Source organism: Inquilinus sp. YAF38, from assembly GCF_052113205.1.
Lineage (GTDB): Bacteria > Pseudomonadota > Alphaproteobacteria > DSM-16000 > Inquilinaceae > Inquilinus.
The window spans coordinates 83,318-97,075 of the sequence record NZ_JBFRCU010000003.1 but is presented as its reverse complement, the minus strand read 5'-3'; the positions used below and the strand labels follow the sequence as shown (position 1 = coordinate 97,075).

The 13,758-nt window shown below is 71.6% G+C and carries 15 protein-coding genes; 4 read left to right on the top strand and 11 right to left on the bottom strand.

Going from position 1 to position 13,758, the window contains the following annotated elements; translation table 11 throughout:
* Nucleotides 1–12: 12 nt before the first annotated feature.
* Nucleotides 13–1,341: an MdtA/MuxA family multidrug efflux RND transporter periplasmic adaptor subunit gene (locus tag AB4Z01_RS02190; RefSeq protein ID WP_441690076.1), complete on the bottom strand. Its 1,329-nt coding sequence runs from the start codon at nucleotides 1,339–1,341 to the stop codon at nucleotides 13–15.
* Nucleotides 1,342–1,490: 149 nt separating this feature from the next.
* Between AB4Z01_RS02190 and AB4Z01_RS02185 the strand changes: the two genes are divergently transcribed.
* Nucleotides 1,491–2,822, top strand: a complete 1,332-nt coding sequence (locus AB4Z01_RS02185) for a hypothetical protein (protein WP_441690074.1) — start codon at nucleotides 1,491–1,493, stop codon at nucleotides 2,820–2,822.
* Nucleotides 2,823–2,854: 32 nt separating this feature from the next.
* On the opposite strand, the gene AB4Z01_RS02180 is transcribed toward AB4Z01_RS02185, so the two are convergent.
* The 5 genes from AB4Z01_RS02180 to AB4Z01_RS02160 form a co-directional block, all read right to left on the bottom strand.
* Entirely contained in the window at nucleotides 2,855–3,457 is a 603-nt protein-coding gene (locus AB4Z01_RS02180; protein WP_441690071.1) for a hypothetical protein, read from the bottom strand.
* Nucleotides 3,454–4,032, bottom strand: a complete 579-nt coding sequence (locus AB4Z01_RS02175) for a hypothetical protein (RefSeq protein WP_441690069.1) — start codon at nucleotides 4,030–4,032, stop codon at nucleotides 3,454–3,456. Before AB4Z01_RS02175 ends, AB4Z01_RS02180 begins: the two co-directional genes overlap by 4 nt.
* Nucleotides 4,029–4,616, bottom strand: a complete 588-nt coding sequence (locus AB4Z01_RS02170) for a hypothetical protein (protein ID WP_441690066.1) — start codon at nucleotides 4,614–4,616, stop codon at nucleotides 4,029–4,031. Before AB4Z01_RS02170 ends, AB4Z01_RS02175 begins: the two co-directional genes overlap by 4 nt.
* Before the next feature lie 162 nt (nucleotides 4,617–4,778).
* A complete protein-coding gene (locus AB4Z01_RS02165; RefSeq protein ID WP_441690064.1) occupies nucleotides 4,779–6,893 on the bottom strand; it encodes a pyridoxamine 5'-phosphate oxidase family protein in 2,115 nt (704 codons plus the stop codon).
* A gap of 26 nt (nucleotides 6,894–6,919) precedes the next feature.
* Nucleotides 6,920–7,549, bottom strand: a complete 630-nt coding sequence (locus tag AB4Z01_RS02160) for a glutathione S-transferase family protein (RefSeq protein ID WP_441690061.1) — start codon at nucleotides 7,547–7,549, stop codon at nucleotides 6,920–6,922.
* Between the two features lie 107 nt (nucleotides 7,550–7,656).
* Here AB4Z01_RS02160 and AB4Z01_RS02155 point away from each other — a divergent pair, with 107 nt between their 5' ends.
* Both AB4Z01_RS02155 and AB4Z01_RS02150 read left to right on the top strand, forming a co-directional pair.
* Nucleotides 7,657–8,559 (top strand): LysR family transcriptional regulator, encoded by a 903-nt coding sequence (locus AB4Z01_RS02155; RefSeq protein WP_441690058.1) that lies wholly within the window; start codon nucleotides 7,657–7,659, stop codon nucleotides 8,557–8,559.
* A gap of 66 nt (nucleotides 8,560–8,625) precedes the next feature.
* Nucleotides 8,626–9,234 carry a hypothetical protein gene (locus AB4Z01_RS02150; RefSeq protein WP_441690055.1) on the top strand — a complete coding sequence of 203 codons (609 nt, stop codon included), beginning with the start codon at nucleotides 8,626–8,628 and terminating at the stop codon, nucleotides 9,232–9,234.
* Nucleotides 9,235–9,241: 7 nt separating this feature from the next.
* Here the strand turns inward: AB4Z01_RS02150 and AB4Z01_RS02145 are convergent, their stop codons facing one another.
* Both AB4Z01_RS02145 and AB4Z01_RS02140 read right to left on the bottom strand, forming a co-directional pair.
* Nucleotides 9,242–10,069 carry a class I SAM-dependent methyltransferase gene (locus tag AB4Z01_RS02145; protein ID WP_441690052.1) on the bottom strand — a complete coding sequence of 276 codons (828 nt, stop codon included), beginning with the start codon at nucleotides 10,067–10,069 and terminating at the stop codon, nucleotides 9,242–9,244.
* Nucleotides 10,070–10,149: 80 nt separating this feature from the next.
* Nucleotides 10,150–10,782, bottom strand: coding sequence for an FMN-dependent NADH-azoreductase (locus AB4Z01_RS02140; protein ID WP_441690050.1), 633 nt, complete (start codon nucleotides 10,780–10,782; stop codon nucleotides 10,150–10,152).
* A 104-nt stretch (nucleotides 10,783–10,886) separates the two neighbouring features.
* Between AB4Z01_RS02140 and AB4Z01_RS02135 the strand changes: the two genes are divergently transcribed.
* Nucleotides 10,887–11,735: a LysR substrate-binding domain-containing protein gene (locus AB4Z01_RS02135; protein ID WP_441690047.1), complete on the top strand. Its 849-nt coding sequence runs from the start codon at nucleotides 10,887–10,889 to the stop codon at nucleotides 11,733–11,735.
* Here AB4Z01_RS02135 and AB4Z01_RS02130 read toward each other — a convergent pair.
* From AB4Z01_RS02130 to AB4Z01_RS02120, 3 genes are read right to left on the bottom strand one after another with little or no spacing between them, the layout of a single operon-like run.
* Entirely contained in the window at nucleotides 11,732–12,061 is a 330-nt protein-coding gene (locus AB4Z01_RS02130) for a DMT family transporter (RefSeq protein WP_441690044.1), read from the bottom strand. The two genes, AB4Z01_RS02135 and AB4Z01_RS02130, sit on opposite strands and share 4 nt — an antisense overlap.
* Before the next feature lie 10 nt (nucleotides 12,062–12,071).
* Nucleotides 12,072–12,995, bottom strand: coding sequence for a DMT family transporter (locus tag AB4Z01_RS02125; protein WP_441690041.1), 924 nt, complete (start codon nucleotides 12,993–12,995; stop codon nucleotides 12,072–12,074).
* Between the two features lie 26 nt (nucleotides 12,996–13,021).
* On the bottom strand, nucleotides 13,022–13,654 hold the full coding sequence (locus AB4Z01_RS02120; protein ID WP_441690040.1) for a glutathione S-transferase family protein: 633 nt from the start codon (nucleotides 13,652–13,654) through the stop codon (nucleotides 13,022–13,024).
* Nucleotides 13,655–13,758 lie beyond the last annotated feature (104 nt).

Genomic DNA, 13,758 nt, shown 5'->3' with positions numbered 1-13,758 from the left:
GCAGATGGGCGCTCATGGGTTCGCCGCAGGCTGCTGGGTCTGGTTGTCGCGGCGGCGGTGCTGGCCCTGACCGCTTTCGTCCGTCTCCTGCCGGTGGCGCCGCTGGCCGGCTTGGCCTTCCGCCGGAGCAGCCGGAACCACCTGCCCCGCTCCCTTGCCGCCGGCGACCGTGACATGGGCGCCGTCGCGCAGGCGGTCGGTGCCGTCGACCACCACCCGGTCTCCGGGCTGCAGCCCGTCCGTGACCGCGACCATGCCGCCATCCGAGGCGCCGGACTTTATGGGCCGCACCGCCACCGTGCCGTCGGCGCCGACCAGATAGACGAAGGCGCCCGGCGCGCCGTGCTGGACCGCGGCGACCGGGACGGTGACCACGTTCTGCTGTGTGTCCACCAGCAGCCGGGCGTTGACGAACTGGTTCGGAAACAGCGTCTCCTCGGCATTGTCGAAGCCGGCGCGCAGCTTCACCGTGCCGGTGGTGGTGTCGATCTGGTTGTCGAGGGTCGACAGCGTGCCGGTCGCGATCTGGGTCGTGCCGGAGCGGTCGAAGGCGATCACCGGCAGGCTGGCGCCGGCATGCAGCCGGGCCTGGATCTGCGGCAGGTCGTCCTCCGGCAGCGAGAACACCACCGAGATCGGATGCAGCTGGGTGACGATGACCAGGGCGTCCCCGACCTGGACATAGTTGCCGGGGTCGACCTGGCGCAGCCCGACCCGGCCGTCGACCGGCGAGATGATGTGGGCGTAGTCGAGGTTCAGCTTCTGGGCATCGATCTGCGCCTGGTCGGACTGGATGGTGCCCTGGTCCTGCTGCACCAGGAAGGCCTGGTCGTCGACCTGCTGCCGCGAGATGGCGTTCTGCTTCGCCATCTGCTGGTCGCGGGCCAGGTCGCTCTGGGCCTGGGCGAGGACCGCCTGGTCCTTGGCCAGCTGGCCCTGGTCCTGCTCCAGCGCCACCTGATAGGGGCGCGGGTCGATCTGGGCCAGGAAGTCGCCCTTCTTCACCACCTGCCCTTCCTCGAAGCCGACCTCGGTCAGCTGGCCGGCGATCTGCGGCTTGACCGTGACGGTGGCGAGCGGGGTGACGGTGCCGAGGGCGTCGAGGGTGATGCGGATATCGCCCTTGCCCACGGTGGCGACGCCGACCGGCTGCGGCGCGGCATCGGCGAAGCGGCCGCCGCGGGCCGGCGGCGCGCCGGGGGCGGTGACCACATGCCAGGTCGCGGCCGCGATCAGCGCGGCGGCGGCGAGGCCGAGAGTCCCCCACACCAACCGCCCGCGGCGCCGCGCCGGCTTCTTCTGCTCGACCGGCCGCTGTCGGTCCTCGACGCGAGCATCCATGGATCGGTCACCTTGAATCCGGCGGCCCCCCTCCGCCGTGCTACACGGCCGGACGGTGCGGGTCCGTCGGGCGGGCGGAACCTGGCCGGATAGGGCACAAAGACGCAGGTCGCGCGTTAGTGTGCCCGTTGGCGTGTTGGGGGGAACGGATGCATTGGGAGTTGCTGGCGCCGCTGGCGCTGACCGCAAGGCTGTGGTGGCGCTTCTGGCCACAGCTGACGCTGCTGGTGCTGATCGGCATCCTGCTGAACGACCAGATGCTGCTGCTGTCGGTCCATATCGGCTTTGCCGACAGCTCCCTCGGCCTCGCCGCGCTGGCCCTGGTAGTGCTGACCAAGCTGGTCGTTACCGTCCTCGGTTTCCTGCTGATGCGGCCGGCGCTGCCGGCCGTCGCCGCCGCCCAGGCCCTGTCGGCCGGAACCGCGGTGCCGATCACCGGGCCCGATCCCGACGCCGTCGGCATGCCGGGCCCGACCACACCGACGCGCCGACAGAGGCTGACCGGCTTCGCCACCACCCTGACCATCGCCCTGGTGCCGTTCTTCGCCTACTACGCGGCCTGGGGATTCCTCAACGACACCATCCGCGAATACTCGATGCTGTCGCTGAACCTCGCCCCCTTCGGTGAGAGCGCCAACCTGCTCGACGCCATCGGCGCCCGCTGGCTCGTCGTCTCCGTGGTCGCCACCTGGATCCTGCGCCGGCTGTTCAAGGCGCTGCGCGACCGCACCGACGCCCCGATCTGGAAGCTGCTGATCGTGCTGTGCGAGACCAACTGGGTCTTCATCGGCCTGTTCGTGCTGTCGCAGTGGAAGGACGAGGCCATCGCCTGGGTGGCCAGCGGCGCCGCCTGGGAGTGGCTCGACCGGGTCCTGCAGACGGTGCTGACCCCGATCTCCACCGCCTTCGCCGCCGCGCCGATCGAGCAGCCGCCGCCCGACCCGACGGCCGTCGCCACCGGACTGTTCTTCTATGCCCTGCTGCCGCTGATCTGGCTGGTGATGGCGGCGCTGATCTACGGCCACGACCTGCGGGCCGATCCGAGCTGGCTGCGGCACCGGCGGCTGGAGCGCATCGGCAGCCGCTACGCCGCGCTGCCGAAATTCCTGCGCGATTTCATCGGCCATTTCATCGGCGGGTACCGCAGCCGCTATTTGCCGATCGCCAACAGCATCCGGCTGGTGCTGCATGCCGACCTGTTCCTGCTCCTCGTCTTCGTCGTCGGCTGGCGCGCCATCGGCTGGGCGGCGGATTGGGCGTGGATCGGGGCGACGCATGTGATCGGGCCGCACCCGCTCGATTTCTGGCAGGTGCTGGGCGACGGCCTGGCGCTGCTGTTCGGCAGCCCGTCCGGAACCACGCCCGGCATCCTGGTCGAACCGCTGCGCATCTGCCTGATCGCCGCGGTGCTGGAGACCGCCTTCGCCCGGTCGCAGGCACCGGCCGAGCCCGAGGCGGAGACCGAGGCGGCGGCCGGCTAGAGGCCCGGCAGGCGCCCCGGCCCTACCGGCCCTCACCGGGAGTCGAGGTGGAAGCGCAGGTAGCGGGGCCGCTCGCCGTCCATGCTCACGGTCGGCTCGACCGTCCCGGCGACATCGTGCGGAACGGTGAAGTCCTGCTCGATCCGCAGCACCGTCCCCGGCGCCCGCGGCTCCAGCGTCGCGGCACCGCAGGTCATGGTGCCTTCGGTCGAGCGCGGCCCGCCGAAGCTGCCGGCCGACCAGCGCCGGCCCTGATCGTCCCGGAGCGCCACCTGGCAGCGCCGCCACAGCGTGTCGATGTCCGGCTCGCGCACGGTCACGGCGAAGCGGACCCGGACGGGCGTGCCCTGCCCTTGGGAGCGCGGCCAGCCGGAGTCCTTGAGCGGCAGGACCTCCACGGTCTCCAGCTTCCAGTCGGCGCCGGCGAAGCGGGCCTCGAGACCAGCGGATACACCGAGCTCGAACAGCTCCTGGCCCTGCCACCACTCCTCCAGATCCCCTCGGGCGGTGATCAGGAAGGTCGCGGGCAGCGCCACCAGCAGCCCCCACAGGCAGAGGCGGCGCCACCGCCTCTCGCCGCGGTCGGTCGGAACCAGGGCGGCGGCATCCTCGCCCGGCTGTTCGGCCGTCGTCATTCGATCGCTCCCGGGGTGCGGTCGAGATCCAGGCTGTCGAGGATCGGCAGGGCACCGCCGCCGGCGCCGAGCCTGACGCGGACGATGGAATCGAGCGGGACGAGGCCGGCATTCGGGGCCACGAAGGTGGCGCCGCGGGCCTGGTCCTCGCGGATCTCGAAGATGAACCAGCCGCGCCGCGGCAGGCCGGGCTGCAGTGTCGCGCCAGGCAGCAGGGATTTGACGCCGGACAGCCGATCGCTATGGGAGTAGAGCAGCCCGGTCGGCCCCTCCCAATAGGCGTCGTTCACCAGGGTGGTCTCGGACCGCGCGGCCAGGGTTGCGGTGACGACGACCCAGAGACCGGAGGTCTCGCGAACCTCCTCCTTGCCATAGGCCTTGAAGCGCAGCTGCCGGGCGAACTGGATCGTCTCGATCCGGATGGTGAACTTCCGCGCCGCCACGGTGTCGCCGATCTGCCCGCCGGACGGGATCGCCGCGATCATCTCGTCATAGAGAGGCGTGGTCCACTGCATCGCCAGCAGCAGGAGGCCGGCGATCAGCAGCGCCGCCAGACGGCCGAGCCACCGCATCATGCCGGATCCGGCGCCTGGACGGGCATGTCGACGGTGCCAAGCACATGCGGATTGTACCAGCCGGAATGGCCCCAGAGATTGTCGCGCCGCTTGTAGACCGAAGCATGGACCGCCAGCTTCAGCACCGGGGGCACCGCCGCGTCCTGCGGCACGGTCCAGACCATCGCCAGCCGCTCCGTCATGTCAGGGTGCAGCTCCGCCGCGCGGGCGCGGTCGCGCAGCAGGAAGACATCCGGCTGGCCCTCGCCGACCGGCGGGTCCGGGGTCAGCAGACGATAGAAGCTGTTGCTGGAGGCAGCCGTGCGGTTGGTGAGCTCGACCTCGACCACCAGGGCCTTCTGACCGTCCCGGATCGGCCGGCCGTCCGGAGTGGCCCTGTCGATCCGCGCGGATAGCGGCACGACGCGCCATTCCCCGGCCTCGATCGGCGCACCGGCCGGGAAGCGCGGCACCGGCTGGTCGGTGCGGTAGGAGGCGATGGTCATGCCCAGGGCAAGCCCGGCAGCCAGCAAGCCGCCGATGCTCGTGGTCAGCCAGACCACGGTCCTGCCCTTCAGTCCGCCAAGCCGCTGTCCGAACGACATCCCGATGCGCCGAAGCGCTCCCCCACCCACAGGACCGATCGAACGCATGAGACAGGATTTGGTTCCGTCCGACGAAACCCGCAGGCCACATCACCTTTGCGCCGTCATCCCGGGCGCTGCGGCACTTCGCGCCGCAGCGCGCCGGATGACGATGAAGCGTTGCTATAGCTCCAGCACCACGCGGCCGCTGGCGGGGACGGCGCAGCAGACCAGCGCCTCGCCCGGTCGGGGTGCGCCGGCGGGCGGCTCGGCATAGGTCACCGTGCCCTCCGCCACCCGCGCGGCGCAGGTGCCGCACAGGCCGGTGCGGCAGCTCCATGGCGCCTCGATCCCGGCCGCCTCGGCGAGGTCGAGCAGCGAGCCCTTCGATGGATCCCACGCGGCGCGGCGGCCGGAGGTGCGGAACTCGACCTCGGCCTCGGCCACGGGCAGCGCCAGCGTGGCCGGGTCCATCGGCGCGGCCGAACCGGCGGCAAAAGCCTCGCTGCGGATTCGCTCCGACCGCACGCCGAGATTCGACAAGATCTCGCGCATCGCCTGCATGAAGCCGGCGGGGCCGCAGAGATAGACGTCGTAGTCGTCGAGCGGCAGCAGCCGGCGCAGCACCGCGGCGTCGATGTGGCCGGCGTCGTCGAAGTCGCGCCCCGGCACGTCCTGCGGCCGCGGCCGGCTGTAGCGGATATGGGTGGTCAGCGTCGGCGCCCGCGCCTCGAGTGCCTTCAGATGAGCGGCGAAGGCATGCTCGGCCCCGTCGCGGGCGGCGTGGACGAACCAGATGCCGCGGCCGGGATGACGCAGCCGGTCCGGGTTGCGGCCGATGAGATCGTTCAGCATGGCGATCATCGGCGTCACCCCGACCCCGGCCGACAGCAGCAGCACCGGCCGGCGGCTGTCCGTGTCGAGCACGAAGTCGCCGCGCGGCGCCAAGGCGCGGATCGTGTCGCCGACCCGCACCTGGTCGTGCAGCCAATGGCTGGCCAGGCCCGCCTGACCGCCAAGCCCGGTCTCACGCTTGACGCTGATCCGGTAGGTCCGCCCGTCCGGCGCATCCGAGAGGGTGTAGGTGCGGCGGATCGGCCGGTCACGGCCGGGGATGTCGAGTGCGATCGGCAGGAACTGGCCGGGCTGGTGCGGCACCACGCCGCCGCCATCCGCCGGCTCCAGGACGAAGGAGCGGATGGTCGCGCTCTCGTCCACGATCCCGGCCACGGTGAAGAGCCGCAGCGTGTTGCGCGAAGCCTCGGCCTTCGCCACCCGGCCGGCCTCGTCCCAGGTGCCGGTGGCGGCCAGTTGCGCCGCCTGCTGCGGCGCCGACCAGCGCAGCGGCACCGCATCCTCGATCCACCGCCCCTCCTCCACCCGGAAGCGCAGCAGCCGCTCCGCCCCGGCGAAGGCCGCGATCTCCGGCCCGTCCCACACCACCTCGGCGGTGCCGGTCAGCAGCAGCACGCCGCCGGTGTCGAAATCGACGAAGACCAGGCCGGCGCGCGGGTCGACCTCGAGATTGCCGAAGGTGTTGAAGAAGAAGTTGCCGACGAAGTCCGGCGCGGTCAGCACCGTGCGCCCGCTCTCCTCCGTCACCCGGACGAAGCCGGGCCGGCCGCCGCGATGCGAGACGTCGACGCCCTCGGAGGGAACCTCGCCCTGCTCTGCTCCGGCCGAACGGGTGGCGATGAAGAAGGTGTCGGCCGCCGCGACCAGCGCCGCCGCCCGCGGCGACAGCACCGGCCCTTCGGCATGCACCGGACGCGGCGCACCCAGGCTGTCCGGCTCGGCGACGAAGCTGGGCCGGCGCGCCTGGATGTATTGCGGGCAGTTGCCGAAGCTCTGCCCGACCGTCACGGCGAAGCGGCCATCGGACCATTCGCTGACGGTGCCGTTCATCCGGTTGCGCCGCCGCGTCTCCAGCTGGATGCCGAGCAGCCCGACCGGCGCGCCGGTGGCGAGGTTGTCACCCAGCGGGTCGCCATAGGCCGGGCGGGCCGCCACGGTCAGGGTGCGCGGGTCGGGCGACTGCAGGAAGCCCGGCCGGCCGGACAGGATGGAGGCCCAGGGCCGCCCCTGCCGGTCCAGGCTGCCGACCACGATGAAGGGGAGCATGGCGAAGAACTCGCGATGCTGGTCCGGCATGATGCCGCGGATCGCGCGGCGCCCGCCCACCGCCATGCGCTCGCGCACCCCGGCCCGGGTCTGGGCGGCCACCTCGCCGGGATGGAAGGGCGGCGCCTCGTGCGGCCAGCCGGGCAGCGGCGCGGGAGCGGCAATGGTGTTGGGCATGACGACCTCGATGAGGCGGATGGCGTTCAGGCGGCCACGGCGGCGCGCGGCATCGGGACGAAGCCGGGCAATGCCTCGATCCGGGCGAGCCAGGCGCGGATCGCCGGGTAAGGCTCCAGCGACACCCCGCCCTCTGGCGCCACCGCGGTGTAGGTGTAGTTCGCGACGTCGGCGATGGTCGGCTGCGGGCCGGCCAGGAAGCCGCCCTTGGCCAGATGCACCTCCATCACCCCATAGAGGCGAGCAGCGATCGCCTTGGCGCGTTCATGGTCCAGCTGGGCCTTGAACACGGTGACGAGGCGCGCCGCCGCCGGGCCATAGGCCAGGAAGCCGGCGGCGACGGACAGCCAGCGCTGCACCTCCGCCGCGGCCAGCGGGTCGCGCGGCAGCCAGCGCCCGGTCTCGTCATAGCGGCCAGCGAGATAGACCAGGATGGCGTTGCTGTCGGCCAGGGCGACGTCGCCGTCCTCGATCGCCGGCACCTGGCCGAACGGGCTGCGCGCCAGGAAGCCCGGGGTCTTGTGCTCGCCGCCCTTCAGGTCGACGTCGATCGCCTCGAAGGGCAGGCCCAGCAGCGAAAGGAACAGCTCGACCCGGTGGGAGTGGCCGGACAGGCCGAAGCGGTAGAGGCGGATGGGCTGGGCGGGAACGGGCATGGCGGCGGCCTTTCGCAGAGAGTTGACACTGCCAAGATGACCGTTCCTCGGTTCGAGGAGAATGCGCAAGCTTGACAGATCACCATTTCAACCAGCGGAATAATCGGATGGATCGGCTCGACAGCATGCGCATCTTCGTCGCCGTGGCCGAGGCCGGCGGCTTCGCCCCGGCCGCCCGGCGTCTGGCCCTGTCGCCGCCCGCCGTGACCCGTGCCGTGGCGGCGGTGGAGGAGCGGATCGGCGCCCGGCTGCTGCATCGGACCACCCGGATCGTGCGGCTGACCGAGGCCGGCACCCGCTTCCTGGAGGATTGCCGCCGCATCCTGGCCGAGGTCGAGGAGGCAGAGGCCGCCGCGGCCGGGCTGCATGCCGAGCCGCGCGGCCCGGTCGCGGTCACCGCGCCGGTGCTGTTCGGCCGGCTGCATGTGGCGCCGGTGCTGTTCGACGTCGCCGGCCGCTATCCGGGGCTGGTGGTGCGCAGCTTCTTCATCGACCGCATCGTCCACCTGGCCGAGGAAGGCTACGACGTCGCCGTGCGCATCGCCGAGCTGCCGGATTCCGGCCTCAGCGCCATCCGCGTCGGCTCGGTGCGGAGGGTCGTCTGCGCCGCCCCCGCCTATCTGGCGGCGCACGGCACGCCGCGCAGCCCGGCCGAATTGGCGGAGCATGAGGCGATCCCGTTCTTCCAAGGCTCGACGATGCGGGACTGGACATTCCATCGCGGCCCTCAGACCGAGACGATCACGCCGCGGTCCCGGCTGATCGTGAACCAGGCCGATGTCGCGGTGGCGGCGGCCGTGGCGGAGCGCGGTGTGACCCGGGTGATGTCCTACCAGGCGGCCGCCGCCATCCGGGCTGGGGAGCTGGTGGTCCTGATGGAGGAGTTCGAGCCGCCGCCGATCCCGATCCACGTCGTGCACCAGGAGGGCCGCCGCGCCTCCGCCCGGGTGCGGGCACTGGTCGACTTTCTGGCCGAGGGGCTGCGGGCCGACCCCGCCCTGCGGGGCTAGCACCTTCCCCTTGCCGACGGCTTGCGGGCAGGCGAAGGTCGGCCGGTCACGGATCGAGGACAATCAGTGGACCGTCTTCTCCGCCATTTTCCCTTCGCGCCGGCTGGCCGGCCCCCCGTTCTCCGCCGGGTGGTGCCGGACGAGCAATGGCGGCTGGCGATCGAGTTCGCCGGCGAAGGCCTCCGGTTGTTCCGGGCCGAGCGGGTCTACCGCCAGGGACCCTTCTCCGCACTCGGCCGCCCGGACGTGCTCAAGGCGCTGACATATGACGCGAAGGCGGTGCGCTGGGCCGGGATCGGAGAGCTGGATGCCGCCTTCCTGCACCGGGAGTCGCACCCGATGACGGAGGCCGAGCAAAGCGGTCACGCCCTCCTGGTCGGCTACCGCAACCGCGCGCCGACGCCGCAGCATCCGACCCATCACGTCTACGCCGTTCACCTGTACCCCTTCACGGCGCGGCCCTTCGCGCTGGGCGAGTCGATCGGCGGCGGCCATGGCGAGATGGGCGGATCGCGGTTCTTCGACCTGGCGGCGCTGCAGGCCCGGCCGGAGTGGGAGGCCCACTTCGAGCTGGCGGGCTGCGGCTGGGCGGTCCCGTTCGTCCGCGACGAGAACGACACAGCGGCCGTGATCGACCGCCTGGTGCGAGCCGTCTGCGCCCGTGGCGGGATGTGATCCGGCCTCAGCCCGCCCGCGCCACCATCTCGACCGGGGCGATCAGGCCGCGCTCCAGAGTGGCCATGACGTTGCCGATGCGCTCCCGAGTCGCTGGGCCCATCAGGAGGTGCAGGCCGAGCGGCGGGGCGCCCTCAATGGCCGCGCGTTCCCGCATCTCGCGGCCGAGACGCAGCGCCAGGCCGCTGCGGTCGTGCTCCGCCTCGATGGCGAAGCCGGCCTCCGCCAACAGCCGGCGATAGGTCTCCGGCGGTTCGACGAAGCTGGTGTCAGGCGTCGCCGCCCAGGGCATCGGATAGGGCAGTTCGCCCTCCGCCATTCGCATGATGTCGTAGACGCCGAAGCGTGCCCCGGGCTTCAGCACACGCCGCACCTCGGCGAACAGCGCCGCCTTGTCGGCGATGTTCATGCCGACATGAATCAGGGTTGCGGCATCGAACTCGGCATCCGGAAACGGCATGGCCAGAGCACTACCCTGGCGGAACGACACCAGGCTGGCCAAGCCGCAGCGCCGGGTCAGGGCTTCGGCCGCCTCGACGAACTCCGCCGTGAGGTCGATACCGGTGACGCGGCAGCCATGTGCCGCGGCGAAATGGCGGGCCGGCCCGCCGATGCCGCAGCCGACGTCCAGTACATGCAGGTCCGGCCCAAGGCCCAGATCCCGCGCCAGCTCCGCCGTCGCGGCGTGCCAGCCGAGATGGAATTCGTCGGCTCCGGACAAGTCGCCGGGCGCGAGCCGGTCGACATCCTTGCCGCTCGCCCGCAGCACCTCGATCACCGCCTGCTCAATGCCGCTGCGGCTATAGTGTCGCGCGACCTGCTGCTCCGTCTCCATGCCGCCCTCCCCGGATTGTCGTTCCGTCCATTCTACCGCAAGCGGAGCGCTCGGCACCGCAACCATCCGGAGAGGCCGCCTCAGAAGTCCTTCGCCAGCGCCTCCGCCCGGCGCTTCGCCTCGGCCCGGGCCTCGGTGTCGACCTCCGGCCCGAACAGCGTCTTCTCGACCGTGATCGCGGCGATGTCGGTGATGCCGATGAAGCGCAGCCACATTTCCATATAGGGCCGCTGGAAGTCGAAGCCGGCGGCGGGGGTGAAGGCCGAGGGGCCGTAGTCGAGCCCGCGGGCGTAGATCACCGCCGCCTTGCGGCCCGGCAGCAGGCCGGAGAAGCCCTGCTCGGTGAAGGAGAACAGCACATCCTTCTGCGAGATCACGTCGATCAGGTGCTTCAGCTTGTACGGAATGCCGAAATTCCACAGCGGCACGGCGAAGAGCAGCCGGTCGGCCGCGAGGAAAGGCTGCGCCAGCGCGCGGATCCGGTGCCACGCCGTCTCCTGCGCTGCGGTCAGCGCCGTGCCGGAGAGGCCGGCATATTTCGCCTCCAGCGCCGCGCCGTCGAACTCCGGCAGGTCTATGGCCCAGAGATCGAGCGTCTCGATCTCGTCGGCGGGATGGGCCGCCCGATAGGCGGCGAGGAAGGCCTGCGCGACCTCGATCGAGGCCGAGCGCTGCTTGCGGGGCGACGCTTCGACGTAGAGCAGCCGTGTCATGGAGGATCTCCTGTTGGAATTGGACTCAACCTAGCGGCTCGTCGTTCAGAGGATAAACGAATAGATTCTCTATGATTGAGCGCGAACTGCGATAGATTGCCGTCATGTTCGAGACCGAGCTGCTGCGCAGCTTCGTGACGGTGGCGGAGCTGCAGGGCTTCACCCGCGCCGCGGAGCATCTCCACCTCACCCAGTCGACGGTGAGCGCCCAGATCCGCCGCCTGGAGGACCAGGCGGGCCGGCCGCTGCTGCGGCGCAGCACCCGGTCGGTGGCGCTGACCGAGGCCGGCGAGACGCTGCTGGGCTATGCCCGCAGCATCCTGCGGCTGAACCAGGACGCCCGGGCCAGCCTGTCGGCTTCGTCGCTGGCCGGCGGCATCCGGATCGGCGCGTCGGAGGATGTCGCCGGCTCCGGCTTGCCGGAGATCCTGCGGCGCTTCGGGGCGCAGCATCCGGCGGTGCGGATCGAGGTCGAGGTCGGCATCGCCACCACGCTGTTCCAGGCGCTGGAGGCCGGCCGGCTGGACCTGATCCTGTGCAGCCGCTGCCATGGCGACGGCCGCGGCTGGACGCTGTGGCGCGAGCCGCTGGCCTGGGCCGCCGCCAAGGATCTGGGTGCCCTGCCCGACCCGATCCCCCTCGCCTTCTTCCCCGAGCCGTGCCCGTACCGGGAGGCGGCGCTGGCGGGGCTGGCCGGGATCCGGCGGCCCTGGCGGATCGCCTATGTCAGCCCCAGCGTCGCCGGCGTCCGCGCCGCCGCCCTGGCCGGGCTGGCGGTGACGCCGCTGCCGCTGAGCGCGATCGGGCCTGGGCTGCGGGTGCTGGGGCCGGAGGACGGTCTGCCGCCGCTGCCGGAGGTGGAATTCCTGGTCTGCACCGCGGGCCCGTCCGAGCCGGCCTGGGCGCTGGCCGAGACACTGCGCCAGTCGGTGGGCCAATTGGGGCACCCTTAGCCCGGCAGCAGCTTGAGCGCGACCACGCCGGCGAGGATGGCCAGGATCGCGGCGAGGCGTGCGGGGCCGAGCGCCTCGCCGAACAGCAGCAGCCCGGCGGTAACCGACCCGACCGCGCCGATGCCGGTCCAGACCGCATAGGCAGTGCCGAGCGGCAGCACCTTCAGCGCCTGGGTCAGCAGGCCGAGGAAGACCACCAGGGCCGCCACCGAGGCCGCGGTCCAGCCGAGCCGGCTGTAGCCGTCGGAGTATTTGGTGGTCACGGCCCAGACCACGTCGGCGATGCCGGACAGGACCAGCATCGCCCAGGCGAGGGAGTTCGACATCGACGCCTCCTCAACCGAGCTTGATCGCGGCGACGCCGGCCAGCAGCGCCGCCACCCCGGCCAGGCGCAGGGCCGAGACCGGGCGCCGCGGCAGGCGGAACCAGCCATAGCGGTCGACGAAGACCGAGGCGACCTGCTGGCCGGCGACGGTCAGCCCGACCGCCGCGGCGGCGCCGATCACCGGGATCGCGGTGAAGACGGTGGTGACGTAGGTGGCGCCGGCGACGCCGCCGAGCCAGCCCCACCATGGCATCGCCCCGACGCCCTCCAGGCGAGGCCGCGGCTGCCGCGGCAGGGCCAGCACCAACAGCACCACCGCCGCCATCGCCATCGTCGCCACCAGGAAGCTGACGGCGCCGACGGCGAAGGGCGCGCTGAGGTCGCGGCGCAGCAGCGCGTTGACCGCGCCCTGCACCGGCAGCACCGCGCCGGCCACCAGCGCCAGCACGATCCAGCCGGCCCGCGACAGGGTCGCGATGGCGCTGCCGCCGGACTGGCCGAGCACGATCGCCGCTGCCCCGGCCAGCACCAGCGCGGTTCCGGCCAAGGCTGCGGGCGCGAAGCCTGCCGCCGGGACGCCGAGCAGGCCGAAGCCGTCGAGCGCCAGCGAGGCCAGCATCTGGCCGGCGATGAACAGCCCGACGCTGACCACGGCGCCGAGCCGCGGGAACAGCAGGATGGTCGAGACCACATAGACGGCGCTGCCGACGCCGCCGACCGCATGCCACCAGACCACGCTTGGCAGGGCGGCGAGGGCCGAGACCGTGCCGGTCAGGAGTGCCGCGGCCAGCAGGATCGCGRTGCCGACCGAGAGCTGCAGCGTGGTGGCGGCGAAGGGGCTGCCGGTGGCCTTGGCGAGCTGGGCGTTGGCGCCGGCCTGCACCGCAAGCAGCCCGCCGGCCAGCAGCGAGATCGGGACGAACAGGGTTTCCATGGCGAATTCTCCGACCGATCGTTCGGTCAATCCCGGGTGCCGAGGACGGGCACGCGCAGTCCGCGCTGCACGGCGGGCCGGGCGGCGACGGCGTCGTACCAGCGGCGCAGGTTGGGGTTGGAATCGAGGTCGAGGCCGATATGCACCAGCCCGGCATGGATCCAGGGCCAGCTCATGATATCGGCGATGCCGTAAGCTTCGCCCGCCAGGTGGCTGCGGCGGCCGAGCGTGCCGTCCAACACCCGGAACACCCGCGCCGCCTCGGCCTCGAAGCGGCCGATGACATAGGGGATCTTCTCCGAGGCGAAGACCTTGTAGTTCCAGAGCTGGCCGAGCGTCGGGCCGAGATGCGCGGCCTGGAACAGGGTCCATTGCAGCGCCGTCAGCCGCTCCCCGGCATCGGCCGGCAGCAGGCGGCCCGAGCGCTCGGCGAGATAGGTCAAGATGGCGCCGCTCTCGAACACGGTGCGGCCGCGATCGGGGTCGGTGATCACCGGGATCTTGTTGTTCGGGTTCAGTGCCAGGAAGGCTGGCTCGCGCTGCTCACCCTTCTCGATGTCGACGGGGTGGACCTCATAGGGCAGGCCGGTCTCCTCGAGCATGATCGAGGCCTTGTGCCCGTTCGGAGTCTGCCAAGTGTAGAGTTGGATCGGGGTCATGTTGTGTCTCCGGAAGGCGGGCCAGCCCCGCCGTTGCCGAGAAGATGATCCGTGCATCGCCGCAGTTCGATCTGTGATACTGCAGCGATCATCTGCGTCCACGC

Excerpts from the sequence above, each read along its gene's own strand:
- AB4Z01_RS02165 (WP_441690064.1), bottom strand. The coding sequence starts at position 6,893 with ATGCCCAACACCATTGCCGCTCCCGCGCCGCTGCCCGGCTGGCCGCAC.
- AB4Z01_RS02175 (WP_441690069.1), bottom strand. The coding sequence starts at position 4,032 with ATGATGCGGTGGCTCGGCCGTCTGGCGGCGCTGCTGATCGCCGGCCTC.
- AB4Z01_RS02170 (WP_441690066.1), bottom strand. The coding sequence starts at position 4,616 with ATGTCGTTCGGACAGCGGCTTGGCGGACTGAAGGGCAGGACCGTGGTC.
- AB4Z01_RS02120 (WP_441690040.1), bottom strand. The coding sequence starts at position 13,654 with ATGACCCCGATCCAACTCTACACTTGGCAGACTCCGAACGGGCACAAG.
- AB4Z01_RS02160 (WP_441690061.1), bottom strand. The coding sequence starts at position 7,549 with ATGCCCGTTCCCGCCCAGCCCATCCGCCTCTACCGCTTCGGCCTGTCC.
- AB4Z01_RS02180 (WP_441690071.1), bottom strand. The coding sequence starts at position 3,457 with ATGACGACGGCCGAACAGCCGGGCGAGGATGCCGCCGCCCTGGTTCCG.
- AB4Z01_RS02185 (WP_441690074.1), top strand. The coding sequence starts at position 1,491 with ATGCATTGGGAGTTGCTGGCGCCGCTGGCGCTGACCGCAAGGCTGTGG.
- AB4Z01_RS02140 (WP_441690050.1), bottom strand. The coding sequence starts at position 10,782 with ATGACACGGCTGCTCTACGTCGAAGCGTCGCCCCGCAAGCAGCGCTCG.
- AB4Z01_RS02155 (WP_441690058.1), top strand. The coding sequence starts at position 7,657 with ATGGATCGGCTCGACAGCATGCGCATCTTCGTCGCCGTGGCCGAGGCC.
- AB4Z01_RS02190 (WP_441690076.1), bottom strand. The coding sequence starts at position 1,341 with ATGGATGCTCGCGTCGAGGACCGACAGCGGCCGGTCGAGCAGAAGAAG.
- AB4Z01_RS02130 (WP_441690044.1), bottom strand. The coding sequence starts at position 12,061 with ATGTCGAACTCCCTCGCCTGGGCGATGCTGGTCCTGTCCGGCATCGCC.
- AB4Z01_RS02135 (WP_441690047.1), top strand. The coding sequence starts at position 10,887 with ATGTTCGAGACCGAGCTGCTGCGCAGCTTCGTGACGGTGGCGGAGCTG.
- AB4Z01_RS02145 (WP_441690052.1), bottom strand. The coding sequence starts at position 10,069 with ATGGAGACGGAGCAGCAGGTCGCGCGACACTATAGCCGCAGCGGCATT.